Source organism: Geodermatophilus amargosae (assembly GCF_900116515.1).
GTDB classification, from domain to species: Bacteria; Actinomycetota; Actinomycetes; order Mycobacteriales; family Geodermatophilaceae; genus Geodermatophilus; species Geodermatophilus amargosae.
Window position 1 is genome coordinate 146,920 of sequence record NZ_FPBA01000012.1, and the last position, 19,073, is coordinate 165,992.

21 protein-coding genes, 1 tRNA gene and 1 pseudogene are annotated in these 19,073 nt (G+C 75.3%); 10 read left to right on the forward strand and 13 right to left on the reverse strand.

All coding sequences use genetic code 11. From position 1 onward, the window contains the following. The first annotated feature begins 44 nt into the window (after nt 1-44). Nucleotides 45-812, forward strand: a complete 768-nt coding sequence (locus tag BM414_RS16580; protein WP_093580983.1) for an enoyl-CoA hydratase-related protein — start codon at nt 45-47, stop codon at nt 810-812. Between the two features lie 32 nt (nt 813-844). Next, the gene (locus tag BM414_RS29485; protein ID WP_175551639.1) at nt 845-1,000 is read left to right on the forward strand and encodes a hypothetical protein; all 156 of its coding nucleotides are present in this window, start codon (nt 845-847) and stop codon (nt 998-1,000) included. A gap of 109 nt (nt 1,001-1,109) precedes the next feature. On the opposite strand, the gene BM414_RS16585 is transcribed toward BM414_RS29485, so the two are convergent. The 5 genes from BM414_RS16585 to BM414_RS16600 all read right to left on the reverse strand — a co-directional run bounded on the left by BM414_RS16585 (nt 1,110) and on the right by BM414_RS16600 (nt 5,418). Beyond that, the gene (locus tag BM414_RS16585; protein ID WP_093580985.1) at nt 1,110-1,484 is read right to left on the reverse strand and encodes a PH domain-containing protein; all 375 of its coding nucleotides are present in this window, start codon (nt 1,482-1,484) and stop codon (nt 1,110-1,112) included. Nucleotides 1,485-1,534: 50 nt separating this feature from the next. Continuing rightward, a complete protein-coding gene (gene selB, locus BM414_RS16590; RefSeq protein ID WP_093581052.1) occupies nt 1,535-3,280 on the reverse strand; it encodes a selenocysteine-specific translation elongation factor in 1,746 nt (581 codons plus the stop codon). 5 nt (nt 3,281-3,285) lie between these two features. Continuing rightward, nucleotides 3,286-4,611 carry an L-seryl-tRNA(Sec) selenium transferase gene (gene selA, locus BM414_RS16595; protein WP_093580987.1) on the reverse strand — a complete coding sequence of 442 codons (1,326 nt, stop codon included), beginning with the start codon at nt 4,609-4,611 and terminating at the stop codon, nt 3,286-3,288. A gap of 39 nt (nt 4,612-4,650) precedes the next feature. Further along, a tRNA-OTHER gene (locus BM414_RS29490) sits at nt 4,651-4,746 on the reverse strand. A 21-nt stretch (nt 4,747-4,767) separates the two neighbouring features. Then, on the reverse strand, nt 4,768-5,418 hold the full coding sequence (locus tag BM414_RS16600; RefSeq protein ID WP_093580988.1) for a DUF6624 domain-containing protein: 651 nt from the start codon (nt 5,416-5,418) through the stop codon (nt 4,768-4,770). A gap of 135 nt (nt 5,419-5,553) precedes the next feature. Between BM414_RS16600 and selD the strand changes: the two genes are divergently transcribed. From selD to BM414_RS16620, 4 genes are all read left to right on the forward strand, one after another. Beyond that, the gene (gene selD / locus BM414_RS16605) at nt 5,554-6,576 is read left to right on the forward strand and encodes a selenide, water dikinase SelD (protein WP_093580990.1); all 1,023 of its coding nucleotides are present in this window, start codon (nt 5,554-5,556) and stop codon (nt 6,574-6,576) included. Nucleotides 6,577-6,705: 129 nt separating this feature from the next. Then, entirely contained in the window at nt 6,706-7,293 is a 588-nt protein-coding gene (locus BM414_RS16610) for a hypothetical protein (protein WP_093580992.1), read from the forward strand. Nucleotides 7,294-7,355: 62 nt separating this feature from the next. Next, nucleotides 7,356-8,321: a zinc-binding dehydrogenase gene (locus BM414_RS16615; RefSeq protein ID WP_093580994.1), complete on the forward strand. Its 966-nt coding sequence runs from the start codon at nt 7,356-7,358 to the stop codon at nt 8,319-8,321. A 16-nt stretch (nt 8,322-8,337) separates the two neighbouring features. Further along, nucleotides 8,338-8,652: a hypothetical protein gene (locus tag BM414_RS16620; protein WP_217644764.1), complete on the forward strand. Its 315-nt coding sequence runs from the start codon at nt 8,338-8,340 to the stop codon at nt 8,650-8,652. Here the strand turns inward: BM414_RS16620 and BM414_RS16625 are convergent. The 4 genes from BM414_RS16625 to lepA are packed head-to-tail and all read right to left on the reverse strand — an operon-like array spanning nt 8,621 to nt 13,618. Further along, nucleotides 8,621-10,375, reverse strand: coding sequence for an MFS transporter (locus BM414_RS16625; RefSeq protein ID WP_093580998.1), 1,755 nt, complete (start codon nt 10,373-10,375; stop codon nt 8,621-8,623). The genes BM414_RS16620 and BM414_RS16625 overlap by 32 nt on opposite strands. After that, nucleotides 10,344-11,045: an LppX_LprAFG lipoprotein gene (locus BM414_RS16630; RefSeq protein ID WP_139245906.1), complete on the reverse strand. Its 702-nt coding sequence runs from the start codon at nt 11,043-11,045 to the stop codon at nt 10,344-10,346. The genes BM414_RS16625 and BM414_RS16630 overlap by 32 nt, the downstream gene beginning before the upstream one ends. A 60-nt stretch (nt 11,046-11,105) precedes the next feature. After that, entirely contained in the window at nt 11,106-11,777 is a 672-nt protein-coding gene (locus BM414_RS16635; protein WP_093581002.1) for an MOSC domain-containing protein, read from the reverse strand. Further along, the gene (gene lepA / locus BM414_RS16640; RefSeq protein WP_093581004.1) at nt 11,774-13,618 is read right to left on the reverse strand and encodes a translation elongation factor 4; all 1,845 of its coding nucleotides are present in this window, start codon (nt 13,616-13,618) and stop codon (nt 11,774-11,776) included. The genes BM414_RS16635 and lepA overlap by 4 nt, the downstream gene beginning before the upstream one ends. Nucleotides 13,619-13,797: 179 nt before the next feature. Here lepA and rpsT point away from each other — a divergent pair, with 179 nt between their 5' ends. Continuing rightward, nucleotides 13,798-14,058, forward strand: a complete 261-nt coding sequence (gene rpsT, locus BM414_RS16645) for a 30S ribosomal protein S20 (protein ID WP_093581006.1) — start codon at nt 13,798-13,800, stop codon at nt 14,056-14,058. A 109-nt stretch (nt 14,059-14,167) separates the two neighbouring features. On the opposite strand, the gene holA is transcribed toward rpsT, so the two are convergent. Then, the gene (gene holA / locus BM414_RS30885; protein ID WP_245784780.1) at nt 14,168-15,172 is read right to left on the reverse strand and encodes a DNA polymerase III subunit delta; all 1,005 of its coding nucleotides are present in this window, start codon (nt 15,170-15,172) and stop codon (nt 14,168-14,170) included. Nucleotides 15,173-15,407: 235 nt separating this feature from the next. Between holA and BM414_RS30890 the strand changes: the two genes are divergently transcribed. Further along, nucleotides 15,408-15,629: a hypothetical protein gene (locus tag BM414_RS30890; RefSeq protein ID WP_245784781.1), complete on the forward strand. Its 222-nt coding sequence runs from the start codon at nt 15,408-15,410 to the stop codon at nt 15,627-15,629. Here BM414_RS30890 and BM414_RS30895 read toward each other — a convergent pair. Next, nucleotides 15,546-16,853, reverse strand: a pseudogene (locus tag BM414_RS30895) (ComEC/Rec2 family competence protein); the annotation flags it as partial. The gene BM414_RS30890 and the pseudogene BM414_RS30895 sit on opposite strands and share 84 nt — an antisense overlap. A 330-nt stretch (nt 16,854-17,183) precedes the next feature. On the opposite strand from BM414_RS30895, the gene BM414_RS28490 reads away from it, so the two are divergent. Further along, nucleotides 17,184-17,468 (forward strand): hypothetical protein, encoded by a 285-nt coding sequence (locus BM414_RS28490; RefSeq protein WP_139245907.1) that lies wholly within the window; start codon nt 17,184-17,186, stop codon nt 17,466-17,468. A 22-nt stretch (nt 17,469-17,490) separates the two neighbouring features. On the opposite strand, the gene BM414_RS16660 is transcribed toward BM414_RS28490, so the two are convergent. Then, nucleotides 17,491-18,030, reverse strand: coding sequence for a hypothetical protein (locus BM414_RS16660; protein WP_093581010.1), 540 nt, complete (start codon nt 18,028-18,030; stop codon nt 17,491-17,493). 496 nt (nt 18,031-18,526) lie between these two features. Between BM414_RS16660 and BM414_RS16670 the strand changes: the two genes are divergently transcribed. Further along, nucleotides 18,527-18,754 (forward strand): hypothetical protein, encoded by a 228-nt coding sequence (locus BM414_RS16670; protein WP_093581014.1) that lies wholly within the window; start codon nt 18,527-18,529, stop codon nt 18,752-18,754. On the opposite strand, the gene BM414_RS16675 is transcribed toward BM414_RS16670, so the two are convergent. After that, nucleotides 18,751-19,073: transposase (locus BM414_RS16675; RefSeq protein ID WP_139245909.1), on the reverse strand; the 323-nt coding region annotated here is incomplete at its 5' end. The genes BM414_RS16670 and BM414_RS16675 overlap by 4 nt on opposite strands.

Genomic DNA, 19,073 nt, shown 5'->3' on the forward strand with positions numbered 1-19,073 from the left:
CTCCCAGTGTGCCGCGCCCCGGCCACCGCGGGCAGGATGCCCCGGTGAGCGAGGACCGGCTGCTGCAGGTGACCGTCGCGGGGGGCGTGGCCCGCCTGGTCCTGGACTCCCCCGCCAATCGCAACGCGCTGTCCCGCGCGCTGCGCGGTCGGCTGCGCGAGGCGCTCGACGCCGCGCTCGCCGACGACGCCGTGCGCGTGGTGGTGCTCGACCACACCGGCCGGGTGTTCTGCTCGGGCATGGACCTGTCCGAGGCCGCGGGCGCCGGGGCCGGGGACCAGGGCGTGCGCGAGCTGCCCGACCTGCTGGAGACCATCTGGACGGCGCCCAAGCCGGTGGTGGCCGCGGTCCGCGGGCCGGCGCGGGCCGGCGGCGTGGGGCTGGCGGCCGCCTGCGACGTCGTGGTGGCCGCCTCCTCGGCGACGTTCGGGATGTCGGAGGTGCGGCTCGGGCTGGTGCCCGCGGTGATCTCCGCCGTCGTGCTGCCGCGCATGCAGCCGCCCGTGGCGCACCGGCTGATGCTGACCGGCGAGGTGTTCGACGCCGCCACCGCCGCGGCCGGCGGGCTGGTGGACCTGGTGGCGCCCGACGACGAGGTGGACGCCGCCGTCGACGGGCAGGTGACGGCGCTGGCCGCCGGGTCGCCGTGGGCGCTGGCCGAGACCAAGCGGCTGCTGCGCGCCGGCGGGCTGCGCGGCTCGTTCGACGACCTGCTCGAGCTCTCCGCGCGGGCCTTCGCCGGCGAGGACGGCCAGGAGGGCATCGCGGCCTTCCGCGAGAAGCGCCCGGTCCGCTGGGTGCCCACGCTCTAGCGCCGCCAGCCGTCGCACGGGACGCTGCGCGCATGACCGCCCCAGAGGAGCCGCGCGAGCGGTTCCGCACCCTGCCCGAGCCGGTCCGGCCCGAGGACGCCGTCGAGACCGTGGACGCGGAGCCCGCCCGGCCGGTGGAGACGGAGGGCGACGAGCGCGACCGCTTCCTCCGCGAGGCCGGCGGCTGATCCACCTCCCGCGCACGCTCGTGCTCCGAGTCCGCTGCGGACTCGGAGCACGACTGTCGGACTGCGGAGTCGTGCTCTGCCCACAGGTGTGTGCAGAGCACGACTCCGCTCAGAGCACGTAGGTGGCGATCATCTGGCCGAGCCGGCGGATGTCGGAGTTCCCCTTGAACTCCAGCCGGACCTTGCCCAGCCCGCTGAACCAGAGGTCGAGCTCGGCGTCGAGGTCGAAGGTTCCCGCCGTCTCCACCGAGAAGGCCTGGATCCTGCTGTAGGGCAGCGAGGTGAAGTCCTTCTTGCGGCCGGTCATGCCCTGGACGTTCACCGCGATCAGCCGCTTGTCGGTGAAGACGACGAAGTCCCGCACCGTCTTGAACGCGAAGTACAGCTGCTCGCCCGGGATGAGCAGCGGGGCGACGTCGCCGGAGACGTCCTGGGGGTTGCACTGGCTGAGCTTGAACACCGAGCCGTTCGAGAAGTCGATCACCCTGACACGCTAGGTGACAGTCGAGTGACAGCGTCTCCCGCGCCGGGAGATCAGCGCAGCCGGCGGCTCGCGTCGGGCAGCCGCTGGGTGACCCCGCGGGCGTCGAGCCACTCCATGAGCGGCACCGCCACCCGGCGGCTGGTCCCCCACGCCGACCGGGCCTGGCTCAGGGTGAACGGCTGCGGCACCCCGGTCAGCCGCTCCCGCGCCACCTCCTCCACCCCCGGCGCGAGGTAGACGCCGTCGGCGATGCGGACCAGCTGCCCGTCGCGCACCGCGGCCGCCAGCTCGCGCGGACCCAGCCGGGCGGCGCGCAACTCCTCGGCGTCCGGCGCGGCGAACGGGTCCGCGGCCAGCCGGGCCCGGATCGCGTCGACGGCGCGTTGCACGGCCGGCGGCAGGCCCGCGGCGGCCACCACCACCCGGCCCTCGCGCAGCGCCAGCGGCGGGCGGACGACGAGCGCCACGAGGTCGTCGGCGGGCAGGTCCAGTTCCCGGCGCACCACGGCGACCGGCGGTCCCGGCTCCAGCGGGTGCGCCTGCCGGTGGGCGGCCACCAGCCCGGGCACCCGCCGGGCGAGCTCACCGACCAGCCCCGGCGCGAGCAGCCACGGGCCGGCGCGGACGGCGTCGTCGGGCACCGGCCAGCCCATCGCGGTGAAGTCGCCGGCGCGCACCACCCGGCGCCGGGCGAGGTCGGCCGCCGCGCCCGCGGGGCCGGCCTCCTGGGCGCCCAGGTCGGCGGCCCGCTGCCGGGCGGCACCGCGGCGGCGCAACTCCGGCGGGGCGACGTCGCGGACGTCGGCGCCGAGTACCCGGCGGGCGCCGGGGTCGCGCAGCAGCACCCGGTCCCCCACCCGCAGCGGCAGCGGCGACGCCAGCCGCAACCGCACCGCCGCGCCGTCCAGGGGCCGCAGCCGTACCGACACCGCCGCCGACCCGACGTGCAGCACCGCCTCGGGCGGCAGCCGGTCCTCCGGCTCCCGCGCCAGCACGACGTCGACCTCGGCCGTCTCGCGGAAGGCGCCGGGCGTCAGCAGTGCGTCACCGCGGGAGAGGTCCTCGACGGCGATGCCGCGCAGGTTCAGCGCCACCCGCGCGGTCGCCGTCGCCAGCTCCACCGGACGGCCCAGCGACTGCACGCCGCGCACCGTCACCTCGCGGCCGCCGAGCCGCAGCCGGTCGCCGGGCGCCACCGACCCGGCCGCCAGCGTGCCGGTGACCACCGTCCCGGCGCCGCGGATGGGGAACGCGCGGTCGATCCACAGCCGCAGCGGGGCATCGGTGTCCGGGGCGGGCAGCCCGGCCAGCAGCGTCTCGAGCGCGGCCGCCAGGTCGGGGACGCCCAGGCCGGCCGGCGCGCTCACCGCCACGCCCGGCACCACGCCCATCGACGTCGCGGCGAGCCGCTCGGTCGCGTCGGCCAGCACCGGCGCGGGGTCGGCGAGGTCGGCCTTGGTGACGGCGAGCAGCGCGTGCCGCACGCCGAGCGCGTCGAGGACGGCGACGTGCTCGGCGGTCTGCGCCGACCAGCCGTCGTCCGCGGCGACCACCACCAGCGCGGCCGGCACCGACCCGACGCCGGCGAGCATGTTGCCGACGAACCGCTCGTGCCCGGGCACGTCGACGACGGCGACCACCCGGCCGGTGGGCAGCGTCGTCCAGGCGAACCCGAGGTCGATGGTCAGGCCGCGGCGGCGCTCCTCCTCCCACCGGTCGGGCTCCATGCCGGTGAGCGCGCGGACCAGCGTGGACTTGCCGTGGTCCACGTGGCCGGCGGTGGCGATCACGTCCATGCCGTTCAGGGCCCTGCCACCCACGGACACCGGCCGGCCACCTCCAGCACCGCGGCGGCCAGGTCCTCGTCGCACGACGGCGGCACGCTGCGCACGTCCAGCAGCGTGCGGCCGTCCGCGACGTACCCGACCAGGGGGCGCGCACCGAGCCGCAGGGGCTCGACGAACGCGGCGGGCAGGGAGACCGCCGCGCTGGGCAGCGGGTGCTCGGGCGCTCCTCCCCCGCCGACGCGGGCGGCGGACTCCACGGCCCGGGCGTCGAGACCGGCGGCGGCCAGCCGGGCGGCGAGCGCACCGGCCCGCGCGCGCAGGTCCGCGACGTCGGCCGCGAGCATCTCCTGCACCGGTGGGAGCGGGCCGCGCAGCGTGGCCTCGAGCGCGGCCAGCGTGGTCTTGTCCACCCGCAGCGCGCGGTAGAGCGGGTGCCGGCGCAGCCGCTGCACCAGCTCGGCGCGGCCCAGCACCAGCCCGGCCTGCGGGCCGCCCAGCAGCTTGTCGCCGCTGGCGAGCACCAGGTCGGCGCCGTCGGCCAGGGTCGTCTGCAGGTCGGGCTCCTCGGGCAGCGCCGGGTGCGGGCGCAGCAGGCCCGAGCCGACGTCGGCCACCAGCGGCACCCCCGTCCCGGTGAGCGCCGTCGCCAGCGACGCCACGGGCACCGCCCGGGTGAACCCGCGGACGACGAAGTTCGACGGGTGCACCTTGAGCACCGCGCCGGTGTCCGGGCCGAGTGCGCCCGTGTAGTCCTCCAGCGCCACGCGGTTGGTGGTGCCGATCTCCCGCAGCCGCGCGCCGGTGGACTCCAGCAGCTCGGGGATGCGGAAGCCGTCGCCGATCTCGACCAGCTCGCCGCGGGCGATGACCAGCTCACCGGCCAGCGCCGTCGCCACCAGGGCGAGGGCTGCCGCGCAGTTGTTGACCACGATCGCCGCCTCGGCCGCCGGCACCGCGGCCAGCAGCGCGGACAGCGCCGCCTCGCCCCGCGGCCCGCGCCGGCCGGTGCGCAGGTCCAGCTCGACGTCGGTGGTCCCGCTCGCGGCGACCACGGCCTCGACGGCGGCCGGGGACAGCGGCGCCCGCCCGAGGTTGGTGTGCACCAGCACGCCGGTGGCGTTGAGCACCGGCCGCAGGCTGCCCGCCGTCGTCGGCAGACCGGCGAGGACGGCGGCGACGGCGTCCTCCGGGACCAGCTCCCCCGCGCGGACGCGCGACTGGACGACCCGGACGGCGTCCTTCACCAGGTCGCGGCCCAGGCGTGCGGCGGCGCCGGCCAGGGCCGGGTCGGCCAGCAGCGTGTCGGTGCGGGGCACTGCCCGCCGCGGGTCGGCGCTCATCGCTGTCGCAGCGTATGCGCGCCGGCCCGCGGTCGTCGCTGGCGGAGGCGGACGGGAATCGAACCCGCCTGACCGAGCTGCTCGGCCACGTCGGCTTTAGAGGCCGCGGGGGCCACCAGGCACCCTGACGCCTCCGCCGGGGAGCCTACGGCCCGGTCACTCCTCGGCGCAGATCGCGGCCATCTCGTCGAGGTAGTCGGCGTAGGGCGGCAGGCCGGCGTCGGCGCGCAACTGCTCGACGGCGGCCGGGTCGGCCAGCGGCAGCGCCGGCTGCGGCCCGTCGGGTGTGCACGCGACCTGGGTGCCGTACGTCTGCGGCTGACCGGTGTTCGCGGCCACCCGGTCGGTCAGGTAGGCGAGGTCACCCGCCGACGCCTGGCCGGCCGCCACCGCCTGCCGCAGCAGCTCCAGCGCCCGCTGCTGGAAGGCCGGGTCGAGGTCGGAGTGCTGGGCGATCGCCCACGCGGCCTCCGAGCCGTCCTCGCCGACCAGCTGCCAGGTCGGCCAACCGTGCTCGTCGAGGACCTCGGCCAGCCGCGCCGTCCGGGCGGCGTCGCCCTCGGGGTCGGCGCCGCCGGTGCGCCCGCTCTGGTCCCGTTCGAGCATCGCGAGCAGCTCGTCGTGCAGCTCCTGGTCGAAGCCGGGCGGCACCGCGGTCGACGACGACGGCGACCCCGACGGCGACCCGGACGGCGACCCGGACGGCGCGGGCGCGGCCGCCGACGACGCCGCGCCACCCGTCGGCTCCCCCGACGCACACCCGGCCGGCACCATCAGCAGCAGGACGGCGAGCAGCAGACGGGACACGCGGCCTCCCCGGGACGCGGAGATGGTCCCGCGGCCGGCTCCCGCGGTCCAGCGCCCTCCGCGGGCCCGCGGACCGGTGTCGGCGCGGACCAGCGTCGCCGCGGACCGGCGCCCGCGCGGACTAGCGTCGGACGGGTGACGACCGCTCCGGCCACCATCCGGCTCACCCAGTACGCGCACGGCGGCGGCTGCGCCTGCAAGATCCCGCCGGGCGAGCTCGAGGCCGTCGTCGCCGGTCTCACCCACACCGGGCCGGCCCACCCGGCCGCCGAGCTGGTCGTCGGGCTCGACGACGGCGACGACGCGGCCGTGGTGCGGATCGGTCCGGCGGTCGGAGGCCAGGGGACGGGCATCGTGCTCACCACCGACTTCTTCACCCCGGTCGTCGACGACGCGTACACCTTCGGCCGGATCGCGGCGGCCAACGCGCTCTCCGACGTCTACGCGATGGGCGGCACTCCCGTCGTCGCGGTCAACCTGCTCGGCTGGCCGCGCGACGTGCTGCCGGCCGAGCTCGCCGCCGAGGTGCTCCGCGGTGGGCTGGAGGCGGCGCAGGAGGCCGGCTGCCACGTCGGCGGCGGGCACTCGATCGACGACCCCGAGCCCAAGTACGGCATGGCGGTCACCGGCGTCCTCGACCTCGACCGGGTCATCCGCAACGACGCCGCGGTCGCCGGGACACCGCTGTCGCTGACCAAGCCGCTGGGCGTCGGAGTGCTCAACAACCGGATGAAGGCCACCGGCGAGGTCAGCGAGGCGGCGGTGGCGTCGATGACCGCGCTCAACCGGGACGCCTCGCTGGCCGCCCTCGCCGCAGGCGTCCGCGCCGGCACCGACGTCACCGGCTTCGGCCTGCTCGGGCACCTGTACAAGATGGCGCGCGCCAGCGGGGTGACCGCCGTGGTCGACGCCGCCGCCGTCCCGTACCTGACCGGCGCGCGCGAGGCGCTGGCCGCCGGGTTCGTGTCCGGCGGCACCCGGCGCAACCTCGACTGGGTGCTCCCGCACGCCGACCTGTCGGCCGTCGACGAGGACGAGGCGCTGCTGCTCGCCGACGCGCAGACCTCCGGCGGGCTGCTCCTGGCCGGCGAGGTGCCCGGCGCCCCGGTCATCGGGGAGTTCGTCCCGCGCGGGGAGCACGTGCTCGTCGTCCGCTGACGGCGCGTCCCGGTCGACGCGCCGTCGCCCGGCAGCGCCGCGCGCGGAGCCGTTCCGCCTCTCCTGCGCCGCTGCCACCCTGCCGCCGCGCCCGACCCGGACGGACCGGGCGGCGCGGAGGAGGACGACATGAGGACGAGGACGGCCGGGGCACTGACCCTGCTGCTGGCTGCCGGGGCCCTGGGCACGCTGACCGGCACCGCAGCGGCGACGCCGCCCGACGGGCGCGGAGCGACCACCGAGTACAAGGCCACCACCCAGCTGGGCACCGCCGAGGACGCCCCGCTCACCCTGTCCGCCGCGGTCACGCGGGATTCCTCGGGCGCGCTGGTCACCCTCGTCGAGGTGTACGTCGACGGCCTCGTGTGCACGCCGGGCGGTGACCTCCCCGGCACGCTGGTCCTGCTGGAGTCGGCGACGTTGACGGCATCAGGTGTGCCGCTGACCTGCGCACCAGCCGGTGGTCAGGGTCTCGGGACGGCGACGGGCACGCTCGACCTCGCCCTCGGCTGGACCGGCACCGGCCCGACGGAGCGGGAGGGCCGGACGGGCAACCGGGACCACTGCGTCGGCCGCGTCCTCCACCGCGCCGCCGCCCTCACCGGTTCGGCGACGGTCACGCTCGACGGCGGGCAGCCTCTGACCGTCGACGTGGCCGACGGCCACGACAGCGGCCTGTCCTATTACCACACCGCCTGCCCACCACCGGCCGCCTGAGCGACGTCCGTCCGGCGGGCGCGGTGTCGCCCGCCGGGCGGGGGTGTCCTAACGTCCGGCGCATGCGCGCCGTCTTCGTCTCCACGCCCTCGCCCGACGACCCGCTCTCCGTGCTGGAGGTCGGCGACCGTCCCGAGCCGGAGGTGCCCGACGGCTGGACGACGGTGCAGGTCAAGGCGGTCTCGCTCAACCACCACGACCTGTTCAGCCTGCGCGGCGTGGGCCTGCCGCAGGAGCGGATGCCGATGATCCTGGGCACCGACGCGGCCGGGCTGGACGAGGACGGCAACGAGGTCGTCGTGCACGGCGTCGTCGCGACCCCGGAGTGGACCGGTGACGAGACGCTCGACCCGAAGCGCACGCTCTTCTCCGAGCTGTACCAGGGCACGATGGCCGAGCGGGTCGCCGTCCCCCGGCGCAACGTACTGCCCAAGCCGGCCGAGCTGTCCTTCGCCGAGGCGGCGTGTCTGCCCACCGCCTGGCTGACCGCCTACCGGATGCTGTTCGTGAAGTCCGGGCTGCGGCCCGGGCACACGGTGCTCGTGCAGGGCGCCAGCGGCGGCGTGGCCACCGCGCTGGTCGTGCTGGGGCGGGCCGCCGGGTTCCGGGTGTGGGTGACCGGCCGCAGCGAGGAGAAGCGGCAGGCGGCGATCGAGCTGGGTGCGGAGCAGGCGTTCGAGTCCGGCGCCCGGCTGCCCGAGCGGGTCGACGGCGTCATGGAGACCGTCGGCAAGGCGACCTGGTCGCACAGCGTCAAGTCGCTCAAGCCCGGCGGCGTCATCGTCACCTCCGGCGCCACCACCGGCTTCGACCCGAGCGCCGAGCTCAACCGGGTGTTCTTCACCCAGCTGTCGGTGGTCGGCTCGACGATGGGCACCCGCGACGAGCTCGAGGCGCTGATGCGGATGTGCGCGGCCACCGGCGTCCGCCCGGTGATCGACGTCGAGCTGCCGCTCGAGGAGGCCCGCGAGGGCTTCTCCCGCATGCTCGAGGGGCGTACCGCCGGGAAGATCGTGTTCACCGTCTGACCCGAGGAGGCCGGCCGTGGCCAGGACAGCACGGGTGTGGCGGGGCTGGGTCCGTACCGAGGACACCGCCGCCTACGCCGCCTACGTCGAGGAGACCGGCGTGGGTGAGTACCGGCGGACGCCGGGCAACGAGGGCGCGTGGGTGCTCACCCGCGACCTCGGCGACGGCCGCACCGAGATCGTGGCACTGAGCCTCTGGGAGTCGCTGGAGGCCGTCCGCGGGTTCGCCGGCGACGACCTCGAGGCCGCCGTCTACTACCCCGAGGACGACCGCTACCTGGTCCAGCGCGAGGACACCGTCACGCACTACGAGGTGTGCGAGCCCGGCTGACGTCCCGGAGCAGGACCAGCGCCGCGACCGCTGCCAGCGCGGCGGCGACCGCGGCGCCGGCGAAGACGGTGTGCAGCTGGGTGAGGACGGCGGCGTTCGTGGCGTCCTCGTACGCGGGGCAGTCCGCGGGCGACGTGGGGCACAGCGTCAGCGGGGAGCCGATGGCCCCGACCTCGGCGGTGAACCGGCGCAGCGCCACCGCGGTCAGCAGCGAGAGCCCGACCAGCATGCCGACGGTCCGGGCGACGACGGCCAGCGCGCCGGCGCTGCCGTGCACCTCGGGCGCCGTGACGGCGAGCAGCACCGCGTTCACCGGCGCGATCGCCAGGCCGAACCCGAGACCCGCGGCGAGCAGCACGACGGTCGACGTCCAGGAGTCCAGCGAGGTCTCGCCCCAGCCGGTCATCGCCCACAGCGCCAGCGCGGCGACGGCCATCCCGCCCGCGGCGACGGCCCGCGGCGGCACCGCCCGGCACAGCCACCCGCCGGCCACCGCGCCCACCGGGACGGCGACCAGCAGCCGCACCAGCACCAGCGCAGCGCCGAGCTGGTCCCCGGGCTCCGTCGTCGCGCGGGCGAACAGCGGGACGTCGACCAGCGCGGCCACCAGCGCCACCCCGACCAGCAGGTTGACCACCAGCGCACCCCAGGCACCGGCCGGCCGCAGCGCGCCCAGCGGCAGCACCGGGTCGGGCGTGCGCCGCTCGTGCAGCCAGAACGCGAGGGTGGCCGCTGCCGCCACCGGCAGCAGCACCTGGCCGTGCGCCACGACCTCGCGGGCCGGGTCGGCGGCGGCGAAGGCCCACACCAGCGCGCCGAGCGCGACGACGGCCAGCACCGAGCCGACGACGTCGACCTCGCGCAGCAGCCGCGGGACCCCGCGCAGCGGCAGGACCGCGCCGTCGGGGCGGGTGAGGCTGCGCGCCACCAGGGCCAGGCCCGCGACGACCGCGACCAGCACCAGCGGCGTCGAGGCGGCCACGCCGTCGGCCAGCGGCACCCAGGCCAGGCCGAGCGTGACGTCCTCGGCCAGCGCGGCCGGCTCCGCCAGCTGCAGGCCCACGGCCGCGCCGGTGAGGGCGAGCAGCGCGAGCGCCAGCGGGTCGGGGCGCCGCCCTCCGGTCGCCACCACCCCGGCGGCCAGTGCCAGGCCCAGCAGCAGGTTGATCCAGAAGACCGCCCGCCAGTCGCTGACCGCGAGCACCGCGGCACCGGCCAGCGGGCCGAGCACCGCACCGGCCTCCTGCACGGCGCCGACCACGCCCAGCGGCACCGCCCGGCGCTCCGGCGGCCACCGGTCGGCGACCAGCGCGAGCGTGGCCGGGACCAGCCCGCCGGCGCCCACGCCCTGCAGCCCGCGCCCGGCGACGGCGGGGCCGAGGCCGGTCGCCGTCGCGGTGAGCAGCGAGCCCACGGCGAACAGCGCCAGGCAGCCGGCGAGCACCGGCACCCGGCCGCGCAGGTCGGCGAGGCGTCCCAGCAGCGGCAGCGTGGCGGTGTAGCCGAGCAGGAAGCCGCCGATGATCGGCGTCGCCCGCTGCAGCTCGTCGATGCCGACGCCGACCCCGGTGAGGATGTCGGGCAGCGCCAGGACGACGACGTAGGTGTCGGCCGCGGTCACCAGGACCGCGAGCGTGGCCAGGACGACCAGCGGCAGCCCGGGCACCCGTCCCGCCGCGGCCGGCGGCTGCTCAGCCGACAGGCGGTGCGGTGATCTCGACATCGTCGCCGGCCTCGGAGAGCTCGATGGTGAAGGTGGCGTCCCGGTCGGCGGCGTAGAACGGGCCGGTCAGCTCGGCGCGGCGCAGCTCACCGGACTCGGGAGCCACGGAGAACCGGGCGTCCACCGGCTGGCCCGCGTCCGCGCTGGTGAGCACCTCCTCGACCAGGTCGCCGGGCAGCTGCGCGGTCACCTCGCGCACCACCTCGCCGTCGACCCGCCGCTCCTCCCCCAGCTCGGCGGAGTCGGCCTGGGCGAGCAGCTGCGAGATGCCGGTGTCGGGGTCGAGCAGGGCGCCGGGGTCGCCGAAGCCGAACTGCGCGGGGTCGACGACGCTGTACCCGCTGGTGAAGGGCAGCTGCGCGTAGACGGTGCCGTCGACGGAGACGACGGCGAGGTCGAGCGCCGAGCCCACCGCCAGCACCTGCAGCGTGCCCTGGAAGGAGGCGGGCCGGACGACGTCGCCCTCGCCGCCGACCAGCGCGGTGCCGGTGGTGGGTGCGCCCTCGCTGGTCAGCACGAAGTGCAGGCGCCCGGTGTCGTCGAGCGTCGTCTTGGCGCGGGACAGCAGGTCAGCGGCCGACTCCTCCGGCTCGTCGGACCCGCAGCCGGCCAGCGCCGACCCCGCGACCACGAGCCCGGCCACCAGGACGGCGGCACGGCGACGCAGCATGACGACCTCCCCGTTGCGCCGGTGCACCCGGTGCGCGGGCACGGTAGCGCGCCCGGCCGGTCAGCCCGGGACGCCTGCCCCCGACCGGGCCGTGGCGCGGGCGATCCGCTCGGCGAGCTTGGGCTGGTCCTTGACCGGCATCGCCGCCAGCGCCGGCTCGAGCTGGGCGATGCGGTAGCGCTGGGTGGTGAGGGCCCGGAAGGCCAGGCCCGTGGTGACGTCGTGCCCGGGCCGCTCGACGACGGTGACCTCGTCGCCGGCGCCGACCTCGCCGGTCCCGAGCACCCGCAGGTAGGCGCCGGTGGCGCCGTGCGCGGTGAAGCGCTTGACCAGGTCCGGCACGTCCCAGAAGCGGGCGAAGTTGGCGCACGGGATCCGCGGCGCGGTGACCTCGAACAGCGCCGTCCCCACCCGCCAGCGCTCGCCGATCACCGCGCCGGTGAGGTCGAGGCCCGCCGTCCGCAGGTTCTCCCCGAAGCGGCCGGGCGGGAGGTCGCGGCCGAGCCGGGCCGCCCAGTGGTCGGCGTCCTCCTGGGCGTAGGCGTAGACCGCCTGACCCTCCCCGCCGTGGTACTTCCGGTTGACCTGGACGTCGCCGTCGAGGCCGAGCTCGCCGACGGCGACGCGGCCGGCCACGGGCTTCTTGTCGATGCCGCTGCGGTCGGGCCGGCGCCCGGGCAGGGGCAGCAGGTCGGAGCCGGAGACGCAGACGGCCAGCAGCCGGCCGGTCACTTCTTGGAGGCGGTGGACTCGTTGGTGGAGAGCGCGGCGACGAAGGCCTCCTGGGGGACCTCGACGCGGCCGACCATCTTCATCCGCTTCTTGCCCTCCTTCTGCTTCTCCAGCAGCTTGCGCTTGCGGGTGATGTCACCGCCGTAGCACTTGGCGAGGACGTCCTTGCGGATGGCGCGCACGGTCTCGCGGGCGATGACCCGGGAGCCGACGGCGGCCTGGATCGGCACCTCGAACTGCTGGCGCGGGATGAGCTCGCGCAACTTGCCGGCCATCAGGACGCCGTAGCTGTAGGCCTTGTCCTTGTGCACGATGGCGCTGAACGCGTCGACGGCCTCGCCCTGCAGCAGGATGTCCACCTTGACCAGCGAGGACTCCTGCTCGCCGGCCTCGGCGTAGTCCAGGCTGGCGTAGCCGCGGGTGCGCGACTTGAGGGCGTCGAAGAAGTCGAAGATGATCTCCCCGAGCGGCAGCGTGTAGCGCAGCTCGACGCGGGACTCGCTCAGGTAGTCCATGCCGCCGAGCTGGCCGCGCCGGCTCTGGCACAGCTCCATGATCGCGCCGGTGTAGTCCGTCGGCGCGATGATCGTGGCGTTGACGATCGGCTCGTGGACGCGGTCGATCTTGCCCTCGGGCCAGTCGCTGGGGTTGGTGACGGTGTGCTCGGTGCCGTCCTCCATGACCACCCGGTAAACGACGTTCGGCGCGGTCGAGATGAGGCTGATGCCGGCCTCGCGCTCGAGCCGCTCCCGCACGATCTCCAGGTGCAGCAGGCCGAGGAAGCCGACGCGGAAGCCGAAGCCGAGCGCCGCGGAGGTCTCCGGCTCGTAGGTGAGCGCGGCGTCGTTGAGCAGCAGCTTGTCCAGGGCCTCGCGCAGCAGCGGGTACTCGCTGCCGTCGATCGGGTAGAGGCCGGAGTAGACCATCGGCTTGGGGTCGCTGTACCCGCCGATCGGCTCGGCGGCCGGCTTGTGCTGCAGCGTGACGGTGTCGCCGACGCGGGACTGGCGGACGTCCTTCACGCCGGTGATGAAGTACCCGACCTCGCCGATGCCCAGGCCCTCGACCGGCTTGGGCTCCGGTGAGATGACGCCGATCTCGAGCAGCTCGTGCGTGGCACCCGTCGACATCATCTTGATCCGCTCGCGGCTGGAGATGCGACCGTCGACGACGCGGACGTAGGTGATGACGCCGCGGTAGATGTCGTAGACCGAGTCGAAGATCATCGCGCGGGCCGGCGCATCGGCCTGCCCCACCGGCGCGGGGATCTGGGCGACGATCGCGTCGAGCAGCTCTGGCACGCCCTCGCCGGTCTTGCCGCTCACCCGGAGCACGTCCGCGGGGTCGCAGCCGATGATGTGGGCGATCTCCGCCGCGTACTTCTCCGGCTGCGCGGCCGGCAGGTCGATCTTGTTGAGGACCGGGATGATCGTGAGGTCGTTCTCGAGCGCCAGGTAGAGGTTGGCCAGGGTCTGCGCCTCGATGCCCTGGGCGGCGTCGACCAGCAGGACGGCACCCTCGCAGGCGGCCAGCGACCGGGACACCTCGTAGGTGAAGTCGACGTGGCCCGGGGTGTCGATCATGTCGAGCACGTACTCGTCGCCGGCCTGCTCGCCGGTCCGCGGGGTCCAGGGCAGGCGGACGTTCTGCGCCTTGATGGTGATGCCGCGCTCGCGCTCGATGTCCATGCGGTCGAGGTACTGCGCCCGCATGTGACGGCCCTCGACGAGTCCGGTGACCTCGAGCATCCGGTCGGCCAGCGTCGACTTGCCGTGGTCGATGTGGGCGATGATGCAGAAGTTCCGGATCCGGGTGGGATCGGTGGCAGCAGGAGTCGTCACAGTGCTCCCATCGTCCCACGACGAGTGGCTGCCGCGGAGCACCCTGCCGGGAGGGCTCCTGCCGGCCGGGGTGGGACGCCCCGCCGCACGCTGGTAACCTGGCAGGCCGGTCCGCTGACGCACGCCGTCCGGACGCACCGACAGACCCTTTCCCTCCTGCGAGACACCGAGGCTCACGCGTGGCGAACATCAAGTCCCAGATCAAGCGGAACAAGACGAACGAGAAGGCGCGCCAGCGCAACGTCGCCGTCAAGTCCGCCCTGAAGACGGCCGTCCGCCGCTTCCGCGTGGCCGCCGCTGCCGGCGACACCGAGGCCGCGACCACGGCGCTGCAGAAGGCCGGCAAGGCCCTCGACAAGGCCGCCAGCAAGGGCATCATCCACAAGAACCAGGCGGCCAACCGCAAGTCGGGCATGGCCAAGCAGCTGACCAGCCTCTGAGCTGCACCCAGCGCTCCCGACGAGCCCCCGTCTCCCGCCGGAGGACGGGGGCTCGTCGCGTGTGGGGGTGCGGTGACCGGACCGACCCGGGGCCGGTCCGGGCCACGGCTCAGTAGCCGGCGCGGACCCGGCCGCCGCGGCCGGTGGCGGTGCGGATGTCCACGATGCGGCGGATGGCCCGCTCGAGCGCGTAGTCGGCGCTGGCGGCCACGCCCTTGACGTCGGCGTTGAGCTCGGCGGCCACCCCGATCGCCTGCTGCAGGCCCTCGATGCTCCAGCCGCGGGCCTGCGTCTGCGCCTTCTTCACCTTCCAGGGCGGCAGCTTCAGCGCGCGGGCGAGCTCGCCGGTGTTGGCGGTGTTCAGCGAGGTGACCCGCGCGGCGGTGCGGATCCCGTCGGCGATCGCGTCGGCGATGAGCACGTGCGCGACCCCGCGCTCGAGCGCCCAGCGCAGCGACTCCAGCGACCCCTGCCGATCTCCCACCAGCACCTTCTCGGCGACGGTGAACCCGGTGACCTCGGCCTGGCCGCGGTGGAAGCGTGCGACGGCGTCGGCGTCGATGGTGCCGCCGAAGTCGGCGACCAGCTGGGTGGCCGCCGACGCCAGCGCGCGCAGGTCCCCGCCGATCGCGTCGACCAGCGCCGTCACGGCGTCCGGGGTGATCCGGCCGCCGGCCCCGCGGACCTCGTTGCGGACGAAGGCCGCACGATCCCCGGGCGAGGAGATCTTGGGGCACTCGTCGACCGCCGCTCCGGCCGCGGTCAGCGCCTTGATCAGCGCCTCGTTGCGCTTGCCGCCGTGGTGGACGACGACCAGCGTGAGCTCCGGGTCGGGGTCCTTGCAGTAGCTGGTCAGCGCGTCGACCAGGGCACCGGCGGCCTCGTGCACGCCGGCGATGACGACCAGCCGGTGCTCCCCGAACAGCGAGGGCGCCAGGACGTCGGCGAGCTGGCCGGTCGGCAGGCCCAGCGCGGGCAGCTCGTGCAGCTCCGCCTGCGGGTGGCGCTCGAGGACGGCGGCCCGCACGGCTGCCACGGCGCGGGAGCGCAGCAGCTCCTCCTCGCCGACGACGGCCCGCAGCCGGGAGGTCGGTGCCGGGGGTGCTGCTGCCACGCGCCGATGGTGTCACGGCCCGCCGACGGTCCCGCCGCGCCACGGGGCCCGCGGGCAGGCCGTCCGGGAGCCCGGCGTCGGGCGGCGTGGGACGGGCGGCCGAGGCACCGGGCGATCCGCGCGCCGCGACGCCCCACTCCCCCGCCGACCCGACGACGGCCAGGTCGCCCTCCCGGTCGGTGCGGTGCACCTGCATCCCGTCGCGGGCCAGTAGCGATAGCAGCCGCGGCGCCGGGTGCCCGTAGGTGTTGTCCGCGCCGACGCTGACCAGCGCGACCCGGGCGCCGGTCGCGGCGAGGAAGGCCGGGTCGACGTCGGCGCTGCCGTGGTGCGGCACCTTCAGCACGTCGGCGCGCAGGTCCACGCCGCGGTCGAGGACCCGCGCCTCGGCCGTGGCGCTCAGGTCGCCGGTCAGCAGCACCCGGACCCCGCGCACGGTGACCCGCACGACGAGTGACAGGTCGTTGGGCTCGGCTGCCGCCGTCGCGATCTCCGGAGGCGGGGCGAGCACCTCGATGCTCAGGCCGCCCACGTCCCGCCGGTCGCCGGGGACCAGGACCTCGCGGCGCGCGCCGGCCCGCGCGGCGGCGCCGTCCAGGTCCCCGGTCCGCTCGTCCGCCGGGGAGAGCGTCCCCGTGGCGACGGCGCCCACCTCGCGCCCGTCCAGGGCGCCGGCCAGCCCGCCGACGTGGTCGGCGTCCAGGTGGGACAGCAGCACCAGCGGCAGCCGGTCGATCCCCAGCCGGTCCAGGCAGCGGTCGATCGGCCCCACCTCGGGGCCGGCGTCGACGAGCACGCCCTCGCCGGGGCCGGTGGGGACCACCAGCGCGTCGCCCTGCCCGACGTCGCAGGCGACCAGGACAGCCCCGGGGGGCGGCCAGCCGTCGGCTGCCTGGCGCAGCGGCCAGCCGAGCAGGACGAGGCCGACCAGCGCCGCCAGCCCGAGCAGGCGCAGCCGCCGGTACCGCCACAGCACCAGACCCGCGAGCAGCAGCAGGACGGTGAGCAGCAGGGCGCCGCCGGTGCCGGCCGGCCAGCCGGTCGCGCCGTCGGGGAGGCCGGCCGCGGTCCGGGCCACCGCGACCAGCCAGCGCACCGGCCAGCCCGCCAGCCACACGAGGCCGTCCCCGGCGACCGGCACGACCGGTCCGACGAGGGCTGCGAGCAGGCCCAGGACGGTCGCCGGCGCCACCGCGGGTGCGGCGAGCAGGTTGGCCGGCAACGACACCGGGCTGACCAGGCCGGACAGCCCGGCCACCAGCGGCGCGGTGGCGAGCCCGGCAGCGGCGGCGACCGCCACGGCGTCGGACGGCGTGCGCGGCCAGCCGCGCCGCCGCAGGCGCCGTGACCAGCCGGGTGCCAGCAGCACGATGGCCGCGGTCGCGGCGACCGACAGCGCGAAGCCGGCGTCCCGGGCCAGCCGCGGGTCCAGGAGCAGCAGGACGGCGACCGAGGCGGACAGCGCCGGGACCGCCGCCCGTGCCCGCCCCGTGGCCAGGGCGAGGAGCGTGACAGCACCCATGGCCGCCGCCCGGACGACGCTGGCGTCGGGCCGGACGAGCACGACGAAACCGGCCAGGGCGACGAGTGCGACCCCCGCCTGCACCCGCCGGCTCACCGCCCTGCGACGCAGCGGGGCGAGCACGCCGGTGAGGACGATCGCGACGTTCGCGCCGGTCATCGTCAGTTAGACAAGGACCACGACATCTGCCAGCCTCGCCGCGCGCCCATCCCCGCAGCTCTGGGGCGGGCCGGGCCGGCCGGCAGCGCGGCTTAGACTGGCCGAGGGCTTGAACGACCAGCGAGGACGACCCAACTAGGAGCGGCTCGACCGGTGGTAGTAGCAGCCTTTGTCCTCTCCTGCGTCGCCCTGACGGTGGCGATCTCGTCCTTCGTCGTGGCGCTGCGGACGTACCGGCGCGCTGGGGTCCGAGTGCGAGTCAGCGTCACGAAGCTCAACCGCACAGGCTCGTGGAGCGGCACCTTCGCGCCCCCTGCCAAGATCCTGAGCTTGACCGTCAATAACACCGGCCTGGCGAAGGTCGAGGTGAGCAACCCGCACTGGAAGGTGCGCGGCCAGAAGGACGCGCTCATTCCGACGACCACCGTCGGCGCAAAGACGATTGAGGGGTACCACTCCGCGAGCTGGGACTACCCGGCCTCCATCGCGGCGGACTGGGGCGTCACCGAGGAGCGCTCCATCCACGCTCGGGCCGGCATCTGCCTCCCGGACGGCCGCAAGATCTACAGCAGGTGGATCGAGCTCGGCCCGGAGGACCTGAAGCCCAACCTGTAGCCGGGCCCCCTCAGAGCGCGAGCTACGCCGGGGAATCGGCCGCCTCGGGCGGGTGGACGTAGCCCGGCGGGGTTCCAGTGACGCGAGAACTAGCGACGCTCAGGGTCACGCCGAAGATCCGGTCAGCAGCCTCCGCAAGCGCCTGTGCGACTGCGCTGAGCTCCTCCAGGGACGGAGCGGCCTCGACGTTGATCCCTCGACTGGGGACGCGCATCCACACCTCCACGAGGGGGGAGTCCGGATCCCATCGCCCCTCATACGTGACCCGGAGCTCGGGTCGGATCGGGTCCCCGGATAGATCAGGCCGCGTCACCCAATCCTGGTGAACCATGTCGTTTCGTTGCGTCCGTGCCGCAGCGGCGGCGTCGACGGCAGCGAAGGCGTATTCATAGAGAGCCCCTGTCAGCCGCTCGGACAGCAGCTTTCGCACCGCTCGGTCTTGCTTGCCCCCACCCGTTGAGCGCGTCGTCTCGAAGGGCGCACTCGGGTCGAGGACGTGCCAGAGGTGCCCCATCCGAAGGTCGAGCCGGGACCCGGCGATCGTGATCCGGCCGACCTCCATGAGCACCTCGGGGCCGGGGTACAAAGCTCAGGCCTCGGCCAGCTCGCGGCAGGCCTGGCAGGACGACCCTGCTCCGAGACCGCGACCGGGCGACCAGTCGGTCCCGGGCAGGTGCCGGACCGTCGTCCCGCAAAGGGCCGTCCAGGGGCCCTCGCCGACGGCGTCCGCACGGGCTACGGCGTGCGCCGACCCCGCCGACCGGCGTCCGCCGCCCAGGGTGTCGGTCATCTTCGGCGCGTCCCCGAGGTCGGCTTCCCGGGCAGTTACGTAACGGCTCGTATTCGCCACATCCACGGAGTGTCCAGTCAGAGGCTCAGGTCAAACCTCACCGCCAGCGGGACCTCAGCACGCCGGGGACGCCCCAGAGCACAGAACCAGTTCATCGGACCGCTTGGTGTCTCACTGTTCTGTCAGTGAGCACATGGCACTGCCCCATTCGAGCCACCTTGCTGCGGCATGACGACTGGTCAGGCCGTCGAGCGCCGAGACTGTGCCGGTGATTTTCACCGCAACGACGGTGCTGCCCAACGCCGACGTAGACCGAGCGACGGCCGGGCTGCGGGCCGCGCTACGCCTGGCCGTTGCGGCGGGTTCGCCCAGCGAGGTGCCGGACTGGAGCACCCTGGTCGTCACCGGGCCGGTGGTCACGGCCGACGCCGGCGGCTGGGCCGGCTCCTGGCACAAGTACACCGGCACAGTGGGCACTAAGAAGACGTTGCATTAGTTCGCAGGTAGGCGTCGGGCGCAGATGAGGGTGACGGCCAGGCGGGCCAGCGCGGTGATCGTCACGGCGCTGCGGTCGTAGCGCAGGGCCAGGCGTTTGTAGGACAGCAGCCAGCCCAGGGTGCGTTCCACGACCCAGCGGTGCCGGCCGAGGCGGGCGCTGGAGTCCCGGCCGATCCGGGCGATCCGCGCGGAGATCCCGCGGCGGCGCAGGTAGCGGCGGACCCGCGGGTTGTCATAGCCCTTGTCCCCGTGCAGCTTGACCGGTCGGCGCCGCGGGTGACCGCGCCCGCCGCGCTTGATCGCCGGCATGCCGTCGA

What these genes read in the sequence shown, in the direction of transcription:
- BM414_RS29485 (WP_175551639.1), top strand. Translation starts at nt 845, where the DNA reads ATGACCGCCCCAGAGGAGCCGCGCGAGCGGTTCCGCACCCTGCCCGAG.
- selB (WP_093581052.1), bottom strand. Translation starts at nt 3,280, where the DNA reads ATGGACGTGATCGCCACCGCCGGCCACGTGGACCACGGCAAGTCCACG.
- selA (WP_093580987.1), bottom strand. Translation starts at nt 4,611, where the DNA reads ATGAGCGCCGACCCGCGGCGGGCAGTGCCCCGCACCGACACGCTGCTG.
- BM414_RS16610 (WP_093580992.1), top strand. Translation starts at nt 6,706, where the DNA reads ATGAGGACGAGGACGGCCGGGGCACTGACCCTGCTGCTGGCTGCCGGG.
- BM414_RS16615 (WP_093580994.1), top strand. Translation starts at nt 7,356, where the DNA reads ATGCGCGCCGTCTTCGTCTCCACGCCCTCGCCCGACGACCCGCTCTCC.
- BM414_RS16625 (WP_093580998.1), bottom strand. Translation starts at nt 10,375, where the DNA reads ATGTCGAGATCACCGCACCGCCTGTCGGCTGAGCAGCCGCCGGCCGCG.
- BM414_RS16630 (WP_139245906.1), bottom strand. Translation starts at nt 11,045, where the DNA reads ATGCTGCGTCGCCGTGCCGCCGTCCTGGTGGCCGGGCTCGTGGTCGCG.
- BM414_RS16660 (WP_093581010.1), bottom strand. Translation starts at nt 18,030, where the DNA reads ATGGAGGTCGGCCGGATCACGATCGCCGGGTCCCGGCTCGACCTTCGG.